20 protein-coding genes are annotated in these 18,652 nt (G+C 53.4%); 13 read left to right on the plus strand and 7 right to left on the minus strand.

The genetic code is table 11. The features are described 5' to 3' along the window. Positions 1 to 202: 202 nt before the first annotated feature. The 3 genes from exbB to EPV75_RS11340 are packed head-to-tail and all read left to right on the plus strand — an operon-like array spanning position 203 to position 1,872. Positions 203 to 652, plus strand: coding sequence for a TonB-system energizer ExbB (exbB, locus tag EPV75_RS11330; protein ID WP_128385468.1), 450 nt, complete (start codon positions 203 to 205; stop codon positions 650 to 652). Continuing rightward, complete coding sequence (locus EPV75_RS11335) at positions 649 to 1,038, plus strand: ExbD/TolR family protein (protein ID WP_029939019.1); 390 nt, start codon at positions 649 to 651, stop codon at positions 1,036 to 1,038. The genes exbB and EPV75_RS11335 overlap by 4 nt, the downstream gene beginning before the upstream one ends. Before the next feature lie 9 nt (positions 1,039 to 1,047). After that, entirely contained in the window at positions 1,048 to 1,872 is an 825-nt protein-coding gene (locus EPV75_RS11340) for an energy transducer TonB (RefSeq protein ID WP_128385469.1), read from the plus strand. A 41-nt stretch (positions 1,873 to 1,913) separates the two neighbouring features. Here the strand turns inward: EPV75_RS11340 and purU are convergent, their stop codons facing one another. Beyond that, positions 1,914 to 2,771, minus strand: coding sequence for a formyltetrahydrofolate deformylase (purU, locus tag EPV75_RS11345; RefSeq protein WP_128385470.1), 858 nt, complete (start codon positions 2,769 to 2,771; stop codon positions 1,914 to 1,916). 250 nt (positions 2,772 to 3,021) lie between these two features. Here purU and xthA point away from each other — a divergent pair, with 250 nt between their 5' ends. Both xthA and EPV75_RS11355 read left to right on the plus strand, forming a co-directional pair. Next, positions 3,022 to 3,843 carry an exodeoxyribonuclease III gene (gene xthA, locus EPV75_RS11350; RefSeq protein WP_128385471.1) on the plus strand — a complete coding sequence of 274 codons (822 nt, stop codon included), beginning with the start codon at positions 3,022 to 3,024 and terminating at the stop codon, positions 3,841 to 3,843. A gap of 40 nt (positions 3,844 to 3,883) precedes the next feature. Further along, complete coding sequence (locus EPV75_RS11355; RefSeq protein WP_128385472.1) at positions 3,884 to 4,576, plus strand: FAD-binding oxidoreductase; 693 nt, start codon at positions 3,884 to 3,886, stop codon at positions 4,574 to 4,576. An 11-nt stretch (positions 4,577 to 4,587) separates the two neighbouring features. Here the strand turns inward: EPV75_RS11355 and EPV75_RS11360 are convergent, their stop codons facing one another. The 5 genes from EPV75_RS11360 to rph form a co-directional block, all read right to left on the minus strand. Next, the gene (locus tag EPV75_RS11360; RefSeq protein ID WP_051673451.1) at positions 4,588 to 5,013 is read right to left on the minus strand and encodes a hypothetical protein; all 426 of its coding nucleotides are present in this window, start codon (positions 5,011 to 5,013) and stop codon (positions 4,588 to 4,590) included. A 14-nt stretch (positions 5,014 to 5,027) separates the two neighbouring features. Then, complete coding sequence (locus tag EPV75_RS11365) at positions 5,028 to 5,438, minus strand: P-II family nitrogen regulator (RefSeq protein ID WP_051673452.1); 411 nt, start codon at positions 5,436 to 5,438, stop codon at positions 5,028 to 5,030. A 1-nt stretch (position 5,439) separates the two neighbouring features. Then, on the minus strand, positions 5,440 to 7,170 hold the full coding sequence (locus tag EPV75_RS11370; protein WP_128385473.1) for a DUF1538 domain-containing protein: 1,731 nt from the start codon (positions 7,168 to 7,170) through the stop codon (positions 5,440 to 5,442). A 215-nt stretch (positions 7,171 to 7,385) separates the two neighbouring features. Further along, complete coding sequence (rdgB, locus tag EPV75_RS11375; RefSeq protein ID WP_128385698.1) at positions 7,386 to 7,988, minus strand: RdgB/HAM1 family non-canonical purine NTP pyrophosphatase; 603 nt, start codon at positions 7,986 to 7,988, stop codon at positions 7,386 to 7,388. Between the two features lie 7 nt (positions 7,989 to 7,995). Next, complete coding sequence (gene rph, locus EPV75_RS11380; RefSeq protein ID WP_128385474.1) at positions 7,996 to 8,715, minus strand: ribonuclease PH; 720 nt, start codon at positions 8,713 to 8,715, stop codon at positions 7,996 to 7,998. Between the two features lie 163 nt (positions 8,716 to 8,878). Here rph and EPV75_RS11385 point away from each other — a divergent pair, with 163 nt between their 5' ends. The 7 genes from EPV75_RS11385 (at position 8,879) to EPV75_RS11415 (ending at position 15,977) form a co-directional block, all read left to right on the plus strand. Further along, a complete protein-coding gene (locus EPV75_RS11385; protein WP_128385475.1) occupies positions 8,879 to 9,736 on the plus strand; it encodes a YicC/YloC family endoribonuclease in 858 nt (285 codons plus the stop codon). A gap of 21 nt (positions 9,737 to 9,757) precedes the next feature. Next, positions 9,758 to 10,393, plus strand: coding sequence for a MarC family protein (locus EPV75_RS11390; protein WP_128385476.1), 636 nt, complete (start codon positions 9,758 to 9,760; stop codon positions 10,391 to 10,393). 182 nt (positions 10,394 to 10,575) lie between these two features. Next, complete coding sequence (locus EPV75_RS11395; RefSeq protein ID WP_029939033.1) at positions 10,576 to 10,785, plus strand: hypothetical protein; 210 nt, start codon at positions 10,576 to 10,578, stop codon at positions 10,783 to 10,785. 254 nt (positions 10,786 to 11,039) lie between these two features. Next, on the plus strand, positions 11,040 to 13,463 hold the full coding sequence (locus tag EPV75_RS11400; protein ID WP_128385477.1) for a penicillin-binding protein 1A: 2,424 nt from the start codon (positions 11,040 to 11,042) through the stop codon (positions 13,461 to 13,463). 40 nt (positions 13,464 to 13,503) lie between these two features. Further along, entirely contained in the window at positions 13,504 to 14,394 is an 891-nt protein-coding gene (locus tag EPV75_RS11405; RefSeq protein WP_128385478.1) for a fructosamine kinase family protein, read from the plus strand. 153 nt (positions 14,395 to 14,547) lie between these two features. Beyond that, a complete protein-coding gene (adk, locus tag EPV75_RS11410) occupies positions 14,548 to 15,195 on the plus strand; it encodes an adenylate kinase (RefSeq protein ID WP_128385479.1) in 648 nt (215 codons plus the stop codon). A gap of 173 nt (positions 15,196 to 15,368) precedes the next feature. Continuing rightward, positions 15,369 to 15,977 (plus strand): FMN-dependent NADH-azoreductase, encoded by a 609-nt coding sequence (locus EPV75_RS11415; protein ID WP_128385480.1) that lies wholly within the window; start codon positions 15,369 to 15,371, stop codon positions 15,975 to 15,977. Positions 15,978 to 16,036: 59 nt separating this feature from the next. Here EPV75_RS11415 and mgtE read toward each other — a convergent pair whose 3' ends face one another. Beyond that, positions 16,037 to 17,398, minus strand: coding sequence for a magnesium transporter (gene mgtE / locus EPV75_RS11420; protein WP_128385481.1), 1,362 nt, complete (start codon positions 17,396 to 17,398; stop codon positions 16,037 to 16,039). A gap of 330 nt (positions 17,399 to 17,728) precedes the next feature. On the opposite strand from mgtE, the gene rimK reads away from it, so the two are divergent. After that, positions 17,729 to 18,634, plus strand: a complete 906-nt coding sequence (gene rimK, locus EPV75_RS11425; RefSeq protein WP_029939039.1) for a 30S ribosomal protein S6--L-glutamate ligase — start codon at positions 17,729 to 17,731, stop codon at positions 18,632 to 18,634. Positions 18,635 to 18,652 lie beyond the last annotated feature (18 nt).

Below are 18,652 nucleotides of genomic sequence, written 5' to 3' on the forward strand. Positions count from 1 at the left end.
TTTTTATCTCACCTGATTGATAAATTTCATGCGAATCCGGCATATAAGGGTTGCTCTAATAATTTATTTGAATACAATAATCATTATCATTAATATTAACTTAAGCGCTTAATTTCGTCTGCTGCATTTTCCGATAAGCGCCCATCAATAAACCGGCCAGACGGCATAGACGCTTTCGGCCAGATTTGGACACTGAATTGATATGGACATTTTAAAACTCTATCTCGACATTACGGTTTTCAGCCTCTTGGGACTGATGGCGTTCATCGCCACCTGGTTCACGCTGGAACGCCTGCTCGCTTACCGAAAAGTCGATGTCACCACCTACAACCATATCGATTTACTGACGGTCGACCTGACCCGTAACCTGACGATGATTTCCACCGTCGGTGCCAACGCGCCTTATGTCGGTCTGCTGGGCACCGTATTGGGCATTTTGGTGACGTTTTACGAGCTGGGCATGTCCGGCACCATGAACACCGGCGACATTATGGTCGGATTGGCGCTGGCACTGAAAGCCACCGCCGGCGGTATCGCCTTGGCGATTCCAAGCATCATTGCCTACAACCTGCTGATGCGCCGCGTCGAGGTCTGCCAAGCCGAATACCGTGCTTACGAAGCGTTGAACCAAGCCGGAGCCGCGCGCGGATGAAACGTTTCGACGACATCAATGTCATTCCGCTGATTGACGTCATGCTGGTGTTGCTGGCCGTGGTGCTGACCTCCGCCAGCTTCATCGTGCAGGATTCGCTGGACATCAAACTGCCGGAAACCGAAAGCACCACCGAATACGTGCCACCGAAAGAGAAAGTGGTGAATTTCGCCATTGATGCCGACGGCCAATTGTTTATGGATGAAAAACCGACCCAATACCCGGCGTTGCCGACCGTTTTGAAGCCGCTGAACCCGAAAACCCCGCTGGTCATTAAAGTGGACGACAAAGCGGAATTCGGACGATTCATTCAATTGGTGGACGCCCTGAAAGCCCATAACCTGACCAATCTGACGTTTTTAACCGAAAAAGCGCAGAGCGAATAGGAGGCCAAAATGCCAAAACGTACCCATACATCGCTCAAAGCCTTTGTGCTGACTCTGTTTCTATACAGCTCGGCCATCCTCGCCGCCGTCTGGCAATTCGACAGCCTGACCTACAGCGAAAAAACGCCGAACGTCCGCGAAGTGCCAATCAACATCAGCATGTATCAGACGCCAACACCGGTCAAGCCGGTTAAGGCCGTTGAACCACCGAAGCCTAAGCCTGCCGAGCCGGTAGAAGAAACCGTAACCGAACCGGAACCCATTGCGGAAATTCCGAAGCCGGAGCCGATTGCCAAGCCCAAACCAGCCAAGCAACCAAAGCCGGAACCTAAAAAAGTGGTCAAAAAAGAGGTTCCGAAGGTCGTTAAAAAGCCGGTCGAAAAACCGAAACAAACGGCCAAAAAAGCACCGACTCAGCCGGTGAAAAAAGTGGCGAAAGCCGCAACGCCGAAAGTGGTTGAACCGCAACCGGTGGAAAAAACCATTACCGAACAGCCCGCGCCTCCGACTTACAGCGCCTCGCAAATCGCCGATGCCGAAGACCGCTATCTTTCCGAACTGAGTCGCACCCTGGCGCAACTGGCGCAGGACAGTTATCCGCGACGTGCCAAACGTCGTCACTGGGAAGGCGAAGTGGTGCTGAAGTTCGTGCTCTATCGTAATGGCGACATCAAACAGCTTCAGATTGTCGACGGCGATCGTCGCACCGTTTTAAACGACGCGGCTGTTGGCATCATTAAAGACAAAATGGGAATGCGTTTCAAACCCTTCTATAAGGAAATCGAACGTAACCAATGGCACCTGACGGTGCCGGTCAACTTCTCATTGAACTGATTGAAGCATCGAAAAAAGACAAGGGCGGGATGAATCCCGCATCAGGCGCTGAACACCACCGTTTTGTTGCCGTGAATCAAAACCCGGTCTTCCAGGTGATAACGTAAACCGCGGGACAACACGGTTTTTTCGACATCCCGGCCAAGACGGCGCATATCGTCGATGCTGTGGGAGTGGCTGACGCGAATCACGTCCTGTTCGATAATCGGCCCCGCATCGAGCTCTTCGGTCACGTAATGGCAGGTTGCGCCAATCAATTTCACGCCGCGCTCGTAGGCTTGATGATACGGCTTAGCCCCGACAAAGGACGGCAGAAAGCTGTGGTGGATATTGATCACTTTTCCGGCGTAATCCACACACATTTGCGGCGGCAGAATCTGCATATACCGCGCCAACACAATGACATCGGCATCGTACCGCGCCACCAGTTCCTGCGATTTCGCGAAGGCTTCCGGTTTGGTGTCCGGCGTCACCGGCACATGATGGAACGGAATGTCATACCATTCCACCATGCGGCGCAAGTCGTCGTGATTGGCGATAACGCAGGCGACTTCACCCGGCAAATCGCCTTCGTGCCAGCGGTACAATAAGTCCGCCAAACAGTGCGATTCTTTGGACGCGAACAGTGCGATGCGTTTTGGCTGGGCCGAATCGGTGACCTGCCAATCCATTTGAAAGCGTTCCGCAATGGCGGCGAATTTCGTTTTGAAGCCTTCCAAATCGTCGTTCAACGACCCCGCCAGAATCTCGTGGCGCATAAAAAACCACTTGTTCATGGCATCGGTATGGTGATTGGCTTCCACAATGGAACCGCCTTCGTCGGCGATAAACCCGGCCACGGTGGCGACGATGCCGACCTGATCCGGACAGGAAATGATTAAACGAAACACACGACTCATTCGTTTGACGCTCTCTTAATTCGTTAACTGGTTAAAAAGAAAAGGTATTTTAGCAGAAGCGCCGCCCGACGGCACGAAAACAGAAACTATTCTCAAATCGGCCAGGCCTGGGCGTTTTACGACTGACGATTTTTCACCTCGATTGAAGGCTTGGGTATGGGGGTTTGATTCCCTTTCTGTTATACTTTTGTACCATTAATTTTATTTATTACTATTTTGCTAAACCTTACCCTGAGCGGGCCGGAATTCTATGAAAATCGTTTCTTTTAATGTCAACAGCGTGCGCATGCGCCTTCACCAACTGCAAGCTTTAACCGACCAATACGCGCCCGACATCATCGGGTTGCAGGAAACCAAGGTTCAGGACCATGAGTTCCCGATTAAAGACATCGAAGCCATGGGCTACCAAGCCATCTTCATGGGGCAAAAAACCCATTACGGTGTGGCCTTGCTTTTCAAGAACAACCTGACGTTGAAAGACAGCCAATTCGGTTGGGACCACGATGGCGACGACGCCCAAAAACGCATGATCATCGGCGACTTTGTCGATGCCGACGGAAATGAAGTCCGCGTCATCAACGGTTACTTCCCGCAAGGCGAAAACCGCAGCCATCCAACGAAATTTCCGGCCAAAGAAGCGTTTTATCAGGATTTGATGCAGTACCTGAACGAAAAGTGTTCACCGGAGCAGAACCTCATCGTAATGGGCGATTTCAATATCTCGCCGGAAGACAAAGACATCGGCATCGGCGAACCCAACCGTAAGCGCTGGTTGCGTGACGGCAAAACCAGCTTCCTGCCGGAAGAACGCGAATGGTGGGGCACGCTCATCAACTGGGGCCTGAAAGACACTTTCCGTCAAATCCACCCGGACGAAGATCGTATCTTCAGCTGGTTTGATTATCGCTCCAAAGGGTTTGCCGACGATCCGAAACGCGGACTGCGCATCGACACCTTATTGGCGACCAAACCGTTGGCGGCGAAAGCCACCGACAGCGGCGTGGCTTACGACATCCGCGCCATGGAAAAGCCGTCCGACCACGCGCCGGTCTGGACCGACTTTCAGTTTTAATGCCACGACACGCGCTTAACAGAAAACTTTAGGAACCATCATGCCGAATACCGAAATGCAGCCCATGACTCTCGTCGAAAAGCACTTGCTGAACGACACCACGCTGCTGATGAAACTCAAACCGTCCAAAGCTTTCGATTATCAAAGCGGGCAATACGTCATGCTCGGCTTGACCCCGACGGAACTCAAGCCCTTTTCCATCGCGTCCGCACCGAAAGACGACGGTTTGATTGAACTGCACATTCGCAATCAGGACAACTCCGAGTGGATGCAGGACTTGTTCGGCCTTGATACCGGTGTGACCCTATACATTCAAGGGCCGAACGACCAATATCGTTTGGATACGCCGGAGGCGCTCGCCAAAAAACAACGCACCATCTTCGTGGCCGGCGGCACCGGTTTTGCGCCGATGTTTGCGTTATTGGAAAGCTTGCTGGAACGCGGTCATGACCGACCGATTGAATTTTATTGGGGCGCTCAAATCCAAGCGGATCTTTACCGTGACGCGGAAATGAAAGCGCTGGCCGAACGTCATCCGTCATTGGGTTACACGACGGTTTTGTCTGGACAAGTGGATGAAAGCGCGCCGGAAAAACTGGTGCACCACCAAGTCTTGAAGGACTTCCCGGATTTGAGCGATGCCCGCGTCTATCTTTGTGGCCCTTGGCCGATGCAGGAAGCCGCCAAAGCCGATTTCATCGCCGCCGGCTTGCCCGCCGACGCCTTTAACTGATTCGATTCCGCTCAATCACTGGCCAGCTTTTTCAAGGCCTCAATGCGCGCCTCGTCAAAGCCTTCCGGCCACTTCTCGGGGTGCTCCAAATCTTTCAGGTGCACGCCCTCTTCCGGCAGTTTCGGTAACTCGAAGTGCGTTACCCAAGGCACATTATGTTGATACATATACGCGCCCTCGGTACTGTCGACCGCCGATAAATGATACAGGTGTTCAAACACTTCGTCGGCGTATTGCGGCGCCACAATGACGCGCAACATGTCCATTTCCTGCCAGTCTTTTTCCGACAACAGCGAATGCTGGTTACGGATCGACACATACTCCGTCGCCAGAATGTGGTCTCTTTGATACAGGTCATCCAAAATGGCTTTGGAGTGTCCACGCGACAGTACGCATACAATGGATTTGGCCTGCAGGCAATGGTCTTGATTCAACACAATTCCGTCTCCACTTATTGCTCAGGCATGGCGATGGTGGTCGCGGCGGTTTTCAAAGCGCGCTCTTTCTCAATGCGTTCGATGATGTTCGGCGGAATGTAAGCGGCGGCTTTTTCCAACGGCGTGACAAACATAATGCCCATGCCCGGCGTGTCCAACTGACCGGCGATGAACATCTCGGCAAAGACTTCCTCTTCCTGCTGTTTGGACACCATGATTTGGATAACTTCCTTTTCCGCCTCCACGGTGATACTCAACAGCCCCAAGCGTTCACGCACCCCGGCGCCCCGGCCGTAATGAATGGACGCGCCCTGCGCCCCGGCCGCCCTGGCCGCCGCCACAATGGCATCGCCCTTGCCGCGCGGCACCATGCAGGTAATCAGCGACACATCGGTCAAAATCGTCATTTCTTTCTGTAATTTCATCTTACGACTCCTTAGCGTCCATGGCGGTTTTCAGCGCAGCCTTTTCCTGGCGCATGCAACGTAATTTAATCCACAACCCGGTCAATAATACGGTGATGATCGGCCCAATGGAGGCCATCGACAGAATGCCGAATCCCTCCACCACACCGACGGCCTGACCCAGCCCCAACCCCATTGCCAGAACCAGTGGCACCGTGACCGGCCCGGTGGTCACCCCGGCACTGTCCCAGGCGACGTTCACAAACTCTTCCGACGACAACACCGTCAGCACCAACGCAAACAGGTAAGCCGGAATCAACAACCAGGCCAGTGACCAGTCGAAAATGATTTTCGACACCCCGACCGCGATACCGATACCGACGCCGAGCGACACCGCCATCATCAAGGTTTGTTTTTTGAAAGCCCCGTTGGTCAGGCGCTCCACCGTCATGCCCAAGGCATTCAAGGCCGGTTCCGCCAAAGTCGCCCCAAAGCCGAGCGCAAACGCAAACAATACCGTAATGGCAATGCCCATACTGAACCAGTACAGTGGCGATTCTTTAATGGATTCAATACCGGTAAACGCGCCGGGAATCATTTCACCGGCCTGACCGCCGAGTTTCGCCAACCCATAGGTCAGCCCCAGATTGAAAATAATCATCCCCACCACCGAAAACGCCAACCCAAGCATCACCACCTGAGCGTTTTGCAAACGATCCCGCAACAAGAACACCAGCACCAATCCCAGAAATAATACCAGCGGCACGATGGCGCGAATCCCGGCGATGATCTCCACATAAGGCGTGGTTTCATACCAAAAAACCGGAGCTTTATTCATGAAATGGCTCAAGGCTTCGATTTCCGCCACCGATACCGTGCTATGGATGTAAAGCGCCAATAATTGCACCCCCATAATCGGGAACAAGGACGCCAAGGTTACAATACCGAAGCCGGACAACGATTGATTGCCGCTCCCCGCCGCCGAGGCAATGCCGATGCCCAGCGCCAACACCAACGGCACCGTGACCGGCCCGGTGGTCACCGCTCCACTGTCCCACGCCAGTCCAATCAGATGCACCAGTTCGGGGTGCTGCATACTGTAAAGGGTAATCAACAAGGTCGGAATCACCGTCAAGAAAATCAGCGGTTTCAGACTCCAATCATAAATGAACCGCAAAGTGCCCAGCACGGCCGCCAATCCCACACCGCCGCCGACCACCAAAACCAGCATGCCCGGCCAATGGTTCAATAAAGCATACAGATAGGGCGCGCTTTTCGGGTCGACATTGGCTCCGGCGGCTTTCAAAGCGCCGATGGCCGGTTCCGCGAACGTCACCCCGATACCGAGCAGAAAAGCGATCAACAGCACCACCGGCAAGGTCGATTTCTGCGGTAGCTTATTACCGATTACCTCCCCGAATGGCATTAACCCGAGGCGCAGGCCCTCCATAAAAAACATCAGTCCGAAAATCACCGCCAACATGCCGCCGAGAATAATGGACGCATCGGCAACCGGCTGCCGCAAAATCAATATCTGAAACAACGCCAGATAAATCGTCAAAGGCATGACCGCTTTCAGCTGTTCAAAGACTTTGGATTGCAGATAAGGCCGCAATAAACGATAGGCATCAACCGGTTTGATTTGGAATTTCTGATACGCCGCTTCCGGCGAATGGGTCAGTTCATTGTAGGTGATGACTTTGGTGTTGAAACGTTCGTGTTGGACGATGTCGTGAAACGAGACCTTTTTCATGGGTCGAGAGTGCCTTAAGGGTTATTGGAATTATTTTTATAATCGATTGTTTTTATTATTTAAAACGCGGTTAATGCGTCGTTATGCTTAATGCTTGCAATCTTAGCAGGGAAATTTGCAAAGATAAACCAATCTGAACCGCTTCACACTGACCACGTGCGAAATCTGCAAAACCGCCAGGCCTGGCCGTTTTCAGGCCATCAACCAACACTTGGTTATAACGTTTTCAGCTGTTTCACCAAAGCCTGCACGGCTTGCGCACGGTGGCTGACCTGATTTTTAACCGCTTTCGGCAGCTCTGCCACGGCGCACTCGTGGGCGTCCATCCAAATCAACGGGTCATAACCGAAGCCGCCTTCACCGCGCGGTTCGGTCAGCACCTCGCCGCACCATTGCCCCAACCCGATGACGGGCACCGGGTCTTCGCTGTGGCGCACAAACACCATGGCACAGTAATAGCAGGCCTGGCGATTTTCCACATCGGCCATTTCGTCCAGCAGTTTCTGGTTATTCAAGGCATCGGAGGCCGGATGACCGTGATACCCTTCCGCATAACGCGCCGAATAAATGCCCGGCCGCCCTTGCAAGGCCTCCACTTCCAACCCGGAGTCGTCGGCGATGGCGGGCAAGCCGGTTTTCGCGCTGGCGAAGCGGGCTTTGATAATGGCGTTTTCGATAAAGCTCAAACCGTCTTCCACCGCTTCTTCGGCGAAGAATTCGGATTGCGCACGTACCTGACACCCCAACGGCGCCAGGAGTTCGCGCATTTCCGCCAGCTTACCGGCGTTGCCGGTCGCCAGCACCAGTTCACGCGGCATCGTCATCTCAAGCCCCTGCCAACATGTTTTTCTGCAAACCGATCAGTTCCTGAATGCCTTTTTGCCCCAAGGCAATCATCGCATTCATTTCCTCCAGCGAGTAAGGTTCCGCTTCCGCCGTGCCTTGTACTTCGATAAAACGGCCGTCCTCGGCCATCACCAAATTCATATCGGTTTCGGCATTGGAGTCTTCCGCATAATCCAAGTCCAGCACCGGCGTGCCCTGATAAATGCCCACCGACACCGAACCGACGTGATGCAAAATCGGGCTTTCCGTCAAAACGCCTTTGGCGATCAAACGTTCCACCGCCAGGGCCAGAGCCGCAAAACCGCCGGTAATGGAGGCGGTGCGCGTGCCGCCGTCGGCCTGAATCACATCGCAATCCACCACAATGGTTCTTTCGCCCAGTTTTTTCATGTCCACACCGGCGCGTAAGGAACGGCCAATCAAACGCTGAATCTCCACCGTGCGGCCGCCTTGTTTACCGGCATTGGCTTCACGACGCATGCGGCTATCGGTCGAGCGCGGCAACATACCGTATTCCGCGGTAATCCAACCCTGGCTCTGGCCTTTCAAAAACGGCGGCACCTTTTCTTCCACGGTGGCATTGCAAATGACTTTGGTATCGCCGAACTCGATCAATACCGACCCTTCTGCGTGTTTGGTAAAGTCCTTGGTCAAGGTCACGGCTCTTAATTGATCGGTTTGTCTGCCACTCGGTCTCATAGTCTCTTCCTTTCATTTCATAACGGAATCGATGACCAACGCCATCGACACCTGCAAAACGGTTCATAAATCTTTAAAATGGTGGCAATTATACCAATCCGATTCCCTGAACCGTCAAAAAATCCGGGTTCGACAATCGATGCACCGCCATAAGGACATACCTATGAAAAGCATGACCGCCTTTTTCATCCATCCACAGTCATTCGACTGGGGCGCGCTACGCTGGGAAATGCGTTCCGTCAACCACCGTTATCTGGAACTGCACCTCAAACTGCCCGACACCGCCAAAGCACTGGAACCGGCGATTCGCGAAACTATCAAACCGTTTCTGGCCCGCGGGAAAGTGGAACTGCAATTGCATCTATCCCCCACGCAAAACACCCAAAACTTCAGCCTCAACCAGCCATTGCTTTCCGGACTGACCGACGCCATCAACCAGATTCAAACCGCCTTGCCGGAAGCCACTCAGGTGAATCCGGTGGAATTGCTGAAATGGCCAGGCCTGGTGGAAACCGATGTGGAGAACAGCGTTCACACCGATGACATTCTCGCCGCACTCAACAATGGTTTGAGCGAATTCGACCAGATTCGCCAGCGCGAAGGCGAGGCTCTGAGCCAATTCATCCACGAAAAACTGCAAGCGATGCGTGAACACGTCACCCAGGCACGCCAACTGTTGCCCGGCATCCGCCAGCACTACGCCGACCAATTGAAACAACGCATCGCCGAACACACCGACACCTTGGATGAAGGGCGTTTTCATCAGGAAATCGCCATCCAGGCTCAGAAAATGGATGTCGCCGAAGAATTGGATCGGCTGGAAACCCACTTGAACGAAGTCGAGCGATTACGACATGAACCCGGGCTTATCGGACGGCGACTGGATTTCCTAATGCAAGAACTCAACCGCGAAGCCAACACGCTCGGCGCCAAGTCCATCGACAGCCGAACCGCGCAAATCGGCGTGGAACTGAAAGTATTGATTGAACAGATTCGCGAACAAGTACAAAATATCGAATAACAACCTCATCGAGCCAACACTATGCATGATTTGATACAGCAGTTCATTATCCTCTGGGCCGTCATTGACCCCATCGGCACCATTCCGGTCTTCCTCGCGGTCGCGGCGGGCTACACCGCCGTTCAGCAGCGCAAGCTTGCGCTCTTCGCCATCGTCACCTCTGCGGGCGTGTTATTGTTTTTCATCATTGCCGGCCAGTTACTGCTGGAATCGATGAACATCGCCTTGTCGGCCTTTCAAATCGCCGGCGGCATCGTGCTGTTCCTGTTCGCTTTGACGATGATTTTCGGCGAAGGCAAACCCCAGGAAGAAAAAGAATTGCTCGCCCAACAAGATACCCGTTCAAGCTCGCCGGTTAATCACGCTATTTTTCCGCTGGCCATTCCGTCCATCGCGTCGCCCGGCGCAATGATGGCGGTGGTCATGCTCACCGACAATCACCGTTTTGAAGTCATGGAACAGGGGATCACCGCCGGCTTGATGTTGCTGGTCTTGCTCATCACCTTTATTTTGTTGCTGGGTGCCACCTTTATCCACCGATTGATCGGCGATGCGGGTGCCAGTGTCATCAGTCGGGTCATGGGGTTGATTCTCGCCGCCGTCGCGACCAACAGTATTTTGGAAGGCATTAAAACCTACTTTGCGCTAAGTGTATGAATCCGTGCGGGATAGTGGACACCCAGAACCGAACGGCAGCCGAGTTCAACCTACAAAAAAACTTTTGCGATCATAAGGATTCTTTCTTGACCTCAATCAAGATTTTTATTTGAAATTTGACCCTAACGTCAGTATAGTTCGAAACTGTTGTAAGGATTCACAACTCATCTGAGGAATAAGAAATGAGCAATTTAATGAAAATGATCGGCGTCCTTTTGATCACTGTGGTCATTCCACTCGCCGTTTTACTAGGTATCTGGGCAGGTTATTTGCCACAGTCTCTACAGGTCGGCATCGGCATGTTCGGCGTTGTTGCGGCGATTGTGACCATTGTTGTCGGTAACCTTTACCTGATCTACAGCGACATCAAAACCAAACGTTACTCGAAATAATCTCGTTTTCATTTCGCTGATTGAAAAGCCCGGCCGATTGCCGGGCTTTTGTTTTCAGGCCTGTTTTCCAATCCCGTCTTTTGTATCGATTTGATTTCCCGTATAATTCGCGTGATAGCCGTCATGGCCCAACCGATTCGCCCAGTTCAACAAAATATCAAGACTTTAGCGCTCGATACGATATATAAAAGAACGAACGTCAAAAGATGAAACGCATCGGTTGACCACCCCCAACTTTGACATAAGACACCATAATGAACGACGAAACACAGAACAGCACACCTGAACAGGGCGCCGAGCAGGCGCCGAAACCGAAAAAGAAGCGCGGATTTTTCAAACGCTTTTTCTGGATTTCCACCTTTCTGGGTGCCATCGTCGCCCCGTTGGTCGTCGTCATCCTTTATGCCGTGACCATTTACCCGACCCTGCCGGACGCCTCGGCGCTGAAAGACGTCACCTATCAAGTACCGCTGAAAATCGTCACCCGCGACGGACAGCTCATCAGTGAAATCGGCACCAAAAAGCGCATTCCGCTCGACTACTCGGAAATTCCGGAACGCATGACGCAAGCCATCATCTCCTCGGAAGACGAGAACTTTTTCGAACACGGCGGCGTCGACTTCAAAGGCTTGGCGCGTGCCGCCTACGAGCTGATTACGACCGGCAGCAAACAATCCGGCGGCTCCACCATCACCATGCAGGTAGCACGGAACTTCTTCCTGAGCAAAAAGAAAACCTATTTGCGTAAGCTCAATGAAATCGTGCTGTCCTACAAAATCGAGCACCAGATTTCAAAACAGGAAATCCTCGCCATTTACCTGAACAAAATTTTCCTCGGTTACCGTTCTTACGGCGTGGCCGCAGCCGCCCAGACCTATTACGGCAAGCCCATCGACCAATTATCCCTTGACGAATACGCCATGATTGCCGGTCTGCCGAAAGCGCCTTCCCGTTACAATCCGATTTACAATCCGGAAAGAGCCAAGTTGCGCCGTAACTATGTTTTGCGCCGAATGTATGAAAACCACTACATCACCGAAGAGCAGATGAAAGAGGCGCAAGCCGTGCCGGTGCACGCCAAGCTGACCGGTGCCCGCATTGACATCGAAGCCGGTTACGTGGCGGAAATGGCACGCAGCTTCGCCATCGACAATTTCGGGGAAGATGCGCTGAAAAACGGCCTGACCATCACCACCACCATCGACAGCCAATTACAGAGCACCGCTAATTTGTCCGTCCGTAACGGTTTGCAGGATTACGAGCGTCGCCACGGCTACCGCGGACCGATTAAACATGTCGCCCCAACCTTGCTGACTAACAAAGAACAACTGCTGGAAGCCCTCGATCCAATCGAGAAATTCGGTTATCTGGAAACCGGCGTGGTGCTTCGCGTCACCGAAAAGACCGCCGATGTACTGGTTTCAAACGGCGAAGAAACCCAATTGCAGCTGGACAACATGCTGTGGGCGGCCCCTTACATCGACGTGAACAAAACCGGTTCCGAGCCACAATCGGTGGCCGAGGTTCTGAAGCGCGGCGACGTCATTTACCTGCAAAAACTCGACGACCAATGGCGCTTGGCGCAAGACCCAAAAACCGAAGCCGCCTTGGTCTCGGTTGACCCCAGCAATGGCCGCATCATTTCGTTGGTCGGCGGATTCGACTATTTCCGCAGCAAGTTCAACCGCGTCACCCAGGCGGTGCGTCAGGTCGGTTCCAACATCAAACCCTTCCTGTATTCCGCGGGCTTGAACAAAGGCATGACCGCCGCCACCATCATCAACGATGCGCCGGTGGTCTTCCACGACCGCGCACTGGAAGACACCTGGCGTCCGGAAAACTACTCCGGGCGCTTCTATGGCCCAACTCGTTTGAGAATGGCGCTGGCCCATTCCCGTAACCTGGTATCGATTCGCCTTTTGCAGCAAATCGGTATCCGTTACGCGGTCGATTATCTGGAACGGTTCGGCTTCCCGCAAGATCAGCTGAACGCGCACCGCGATTTGTCATTGGCGCTGGGCTCGGTGCAGTTGACACCGTTGCAAGTGGTGCGCGGCTACGCCACCTTCGCCAATACCGGCTATTTAATCGAACCCTACCTGATTGATTCGGTGCAGGACTTCAGCGGCCAGACCATTTATCAGGCCCAGCCGCAGCGCGCCTGTAACGCCCAGTGTGTGGAAGGCGACCCGCAAAACGCACCGCGTGTCGTCACCCCGCAGAACGCTTACATCATGACCTCGATGATGCAGGACGTCATCAACCACGGCTCCGGACGCAAAGCAAAAGTATTGGAACGCAATGACATCGCCGGGAAAACCGGGACCACCAACGACCAGAAAGACGCTTGGTTCTCAGGCTTCAACCCGGACATTGCCACCACCGTCTGGGTCGGCTTCGACACCCCAACCACATTGGGTCGTTCGGAAGTCGGTGGCCGCGCCGCCCTGCCGATTTGGATCGACTACATGCGCGAAGCTTTGAAACCTTATCCGAACGCCCCCTTCGGTTTACCGGAAGGTTTAGTGAACGTGCCCATCGACCGCTCAACCGGCTTGGCCGTGCCGGCGGACACTCCGGGCGCTTTCTTCGAAATCTTCCGCGAGCAGAACGCACCGGAAATTCCGGACATCTCCGAGACCAAAATGGAGCAAATCACCCAGGAACTGTTCGACTGACCGTCACGGTTCCCGACGCACCTTCAGCAAAGGAGTGACTATGAACTGGCAAGCCCTTTCCGAATCCATCGCCCTGAGCACCGGGCGCCCGTTCGACATCGAAAGCGCCGCACCGGTCTCGGGCGGCGACATCCATCGCTCCTACCATCTGCACACTCAGCAAGGCGAGTTTTTCCTCAAGACCAATCACAGCCATCTGTCACACCTGTTTGAAACCGAAGCCAACAGCCTCAATGCCTTAGGCAAAACCTTGAGCGTGCGGGTGCCGAAGGTAGTCGCCACCGGCCTCGAAAACGACCAGGCCTGGCTGGTTTTGGAATACCTGCCTTTGACGTCTCGCGGAGACGACGAGCAACGCGGTAAGGATTTGGCCTTGTTGCACCACCAAGTCAATGCGGACAATCGCTTCGGCTGGCCGGAAGACAATTACATCGGTCATACGTTGCAACCCAATACCTGGTCCGACGACTGGGTGGCATTTTACAGCCAGCAGCGACTGGCCCACCAACTGACTCTGGCGCAAGATCACGGCGCATCGAACAGCCTGGTCGAACAGGGGCAGGCACTGATCGAAGCTTTGCCGAAATTTTTCGACGACTATCAACCGGAAGCCTCACCCTTGCATGGCGACCTCTGGGGCGGCAACAGCGCCTTCACCACTGACGGCGACGCGGTGTTTTTCGACCCGGCCAGTTACTATGGCGACCGTGAAGCCGACTTGGCGATGACCGAACTTTTCGGTGGCTTTTCACCCGAATTCTATGCCGGTTATAACAGCGTTTTCCCGTTGGACAAAGGCTATGCGACCCGTAAGGAACTGTATAACCTCTACCATGTGTTGAATCATTTCAACCTGTTCGGCGGCGGTTATCAACAACAGGCGGCCCGAATGATTCAAACCCTTTTAAAGGAAGCCTCCATTCATTCGTGAACGGGCCTCTTGAGTCCAAAATTCGCCCTATCGGCACTGAAAAAACCCATTTTGACTCTCAATCGGCTCCGTCCAGAATTAATAGAGGTTCCCTTGTTCAATTTGATAAAATAGCCGCCACTGAATACGTACAACCTTAAGCGAGAACTGATTATGAAATTTATTCTTCTGGGCGCACCGGGCGCCGGAAAAGGGACACAAGCCCAATTCCTGACCAAAAAATTCGATATTCCGCAAATCTCCACCGGCGACATGCTACGCGCGGCCATCAAGGCCGAAACGCCGCTCGGGAAACAAGCCAAGGAATTCATGGATGCCGGTAAACTGGTCACGGACGAAATCATCATCGGTCTGGTCAAAGACCGCATTGCCGAACCGGATTGCGCCAACGGTTTCCTGCTGGACGGTTTCCCGAGAACGGTGCCGCAAGCGGATGCGTTGAAAGCCGCCGGTGTCGACATCGACGCCATCATTGAAATCGACGTGCCGGATTCCGAAATCGTCAACCGCATGGCAGGCCGTCGCGTGCATCCGGCTTCCGGCCGTACCTATCACCTGACTTACAACCCGCCGAAAGTGGAGGGCAAGGATGATGAAACCGGTGAAGATTTGATTCAGCGTGACGACGACAAAGCCGACGTGGTGTTGGATCGTTTGAAGGTGTATCACGAGCAAACGGCTCCATTGATCGGTTACTACACAGACGAAGCGGCCAAAAACGCTTCGTTGAAATACATCAAAGTCGACGGCACCCAAGCCATCGATAAAGTGGAAAACGCCATTCTGTCCGGCTTGAAATAAGCCGCGTATGCCTTTCGTCCAGCCGTGTCATCGGCTGGGCACCCAACCTGCCTCGTCGGCTCTATTGTTGCAATTCAAGCAACAGTTATTTGCTTTATCGCTGGTTTATTCACATTTTCTTTCTTTATAAAATAGTCTCAACCCAAGCAAATACCTTTTCAGGAGAAACCACTATGACCACGTTACTTCGTGTTGACAGCAGCGCCTTATCACAAGGTTCGCATTCCAAAGAACTGGCCGACTATTTCCTATCGAAATGGCAATCCCAGCACCACGATGCCGACATCCAGACAGTCGACTTGGCTGCCACTCCGCCGCCACACATGGACCAAGCCATGATCGGAGCCATGTACACCATGCCGAATGAACGCGACGAAGCACAAAAAAGCGCCCTGACCCTGTCAGAGCAATATGTGGCGCAAATCCGTGCCGCAGACACCCTTGTGCTGACCAGCCCGATGTATAACTTCGCCATTCCTTCCACGCTGAAAGCCTATCTGGACCACATCCTGCGTGTGGGCGAAACTTTCCAATACGGCGAAAACGGTCCGGAAGGATTGTTGAAAGGGAAAAAGGCCTATGTCTTCATCGCTTCCGGCGGGGATTACACCCAACCGCCAATGGACGCGTTGAATTTCGTCAAGCCGTATTTAAAAACCGCCTTGAACTTCATCGGCATCGAAGACATCACCTTTATCGAAGCCCCGGGCATGGGGATGGGCGACGACGCCGTCGCCCAATCCATCGAAGCGGCCAAAGCGCGTATCGATTCCTTGTTGTAATCGAATAAATGAAAACGCCCAGGCCTGGGCGTTTTTGAGATGCCTTCGGGTTTGGTTGTTTAGTGCAGAATCAGCACCGTCGCCAAGCCCAAGAAGGATAAGAAACCGACCACATCGGTCACGGTCGTGAGAATCACCGCGCCGGATAACGCCGGGTCGATTTTCATACGTTTCAATATTAATGGAATCGCGATACCGGACACATTGGCGACGGTCATATTGATGACAATGGCCAGCGTAATCACCAGACTCACGATCCAATTATCAAACCATAACTGCGCAATCACACCGACAACGAAGGCCCACACCAAACCGTTCAACACCCCGACCCAAAGTTCTTTATTGAACAACCACCAACGGTTGTTGCCCCCGACCTGCCCCATCGCCAAGCCGCGAATAATCACCGTCAAGGTCTGACTGCCGGCAATGCCGCCCATGCTCGCCACCACCGGCATCAATACCGCCAACGCCACCACCTGCGACAACACCGCCTCAAACTGACCGATGACGTAAGCCGCCAGAAACGCCGTCGCCAGATTGATGCCGAGCCAGACACCCCGGCTTTTCGCACTGGTCATCACCGGCGCGAACAGTTCCTCGTCGTCGCTGACACGGGACATCCCCAATAACGTATTGTCGGCGTCTTCACGGGTGATTTCCATGATGTTGTCGATGTTCAACTGCCCGACCAGAATGCCGTCGGCATTCACCACCGGTACAAAGCGCAATTCCTTGGAACGCAATACCACCGCGGCTTCGTGCACGTCCATTTCATCCAGCAACGACACCGACTGATGCATGAATTCCGTCACCTGCGCTTCCTGGTTGTTTTTCACCAAATCGACCAGACTCAAAGATCCCACCAGACGGTTTTCCTTATCTGTCACCATGAATTCCTGAGAACGCTCGTCCAACAACCCTTTGATGCGGATGTATCGTTGCACGGTTTCCAAGGTCACATCTTCCTTGACGTTGACGGTGTTCGGGTCCATATAACGCCCCACCGTATTGTCGCCATAGGCATGCAACACCTGCACCTGCTCACGGGTACTGTCATCCAGATTGTCGATGACCGCCTCTTTGACCGACGGCTCGACCGTATCGAGAATTTCCGCAATGTCCTGTGCGTCCAGATCGCGCGTCAGGTCGGAAACCGCTTCGGCCTCCATGTCGGACATCAAAGACGCCCGCACCTCTTCGCCGACCTCCGCCAGCACTTCCCCTTTCAACTCTTCCGGTACGCAAATCCAGATGCGTTCGCGGGCGCTGGCCGGGAAGGACTCCAACAAATGGGCAATTTCGGTGTCGTTCTGTTCTGCGAAGAATTCGCAGACTTTTTCCTGGTCGCCTTCGCTCAATAGGGTTTGCAGTTCAAGCAATTTTTCTTCGGAACGGGAGAGGGTTTCGTCGCTGGTGGTCATGGAATCATTTTCTTTTCGTCATGCGGTTTAAAAAGGTTGGTCGGTTTCAAAACGCTCAAAGGGGCTTAGCCGACGCCGCTCTCTTTATACCTTAAAAACGCCCGAAACGAAAGCGCCAATCATGGTTTTCGCCTGTCATAACAAGGTGTTGCAACACCATGAAAAAAGAGTATGAATTCCCCGTAAATTGACATAGAATTCCACTTAAAGGGTGTCGACATATCAAACCAAACATCGAGCCATCCAACGGACGCTCAAACAGCACCTACCCAGCTCAAAACCCGTTAACAACGCCGCACCCGCAACACAATACAACGGAAAGATTCACTTATGAAAATCGCTATTTTATCGCGCAACGCACACCTTTATTCCACCCGTCGATTGATTGAAGCGGCCGAGGAGCGCGGGCACGAAGTACGTGTCATCGACGCACTACGCTGCTACATGAACATCTCGGCAAACCACCCGCAAATCCATTACAAAGGCGAAATACTGGAAGGGTTCGACGCCATCATTCCTCGCATCGGCGCCTCCATTACCTTCTATGGCACTGCGGTTTTGCGTCAGTTCGAAATGATGGGCGTTTATCCTTTGAACGAATCGGTCGCCATTTCCCGTTCGCGCGATAAACTGCGCAGTTTGCAACTGTTGTCACGCCGCGGGGTCGGCCTGCCGGTGACCGGCTTTGCCCACTCGCCGGATGATGTCAACGACCTGCTGGAAACCGTTGGCGGCGCGCCGGTGGTCATCAAATTGTTGGAAGGCACGCAAGGCGTCGGCGTGGTGTTGGCCGAAACCCACTCGGCGGCCGAATCGGTCATCCAGGCCTTCAATGGCTTGAAGGCCAACATTCTGGTGCAGGAATTCATCAAAGAAGCCCGTGGGGCGGACTTGCGTTGTTTTGTCATCGGCGGCAAAGTGGTTGCGGCGATGAAGCGTCAGGCCAAGGAAGGTGAATTCCGTTCCAACCTGCACCAGGGCGGTAGCGCTTCGCTGGTCCGCATCACCCCCGAAGAACGTGCCACGGCGGTACGCGCGGCGAAAATCATGGGGCTGAATGTCTGCGGGGTCGATTTACTGCGCTCCAATCACGGGCCGGTGGTGATGGAAGTCAATTCCTCCCCGGGCATTGAAGGCATTGAATATGCCACCGGTAAAAACGTGGCGGGCCAAATCATCGAATTCATCGAAAAAAACGCCAAGCCACATCGCACCAAAACCCGCGGTAAGGGTTAAGACTAAGATGGTCGTCGC

Source organism: Hydrogenovibrio thermophilus, assembly GCF_004028275.1.
In the GTDB taxonomy this organism is placed as follows: domain Bacteria; phylum Pseudomonadota; class Gammaproteobacteria; order Thiomicrospirales; family Thiomicrospiraceae; genus Hydrogenovibrio; species Hydrogenovibrio thermophilus.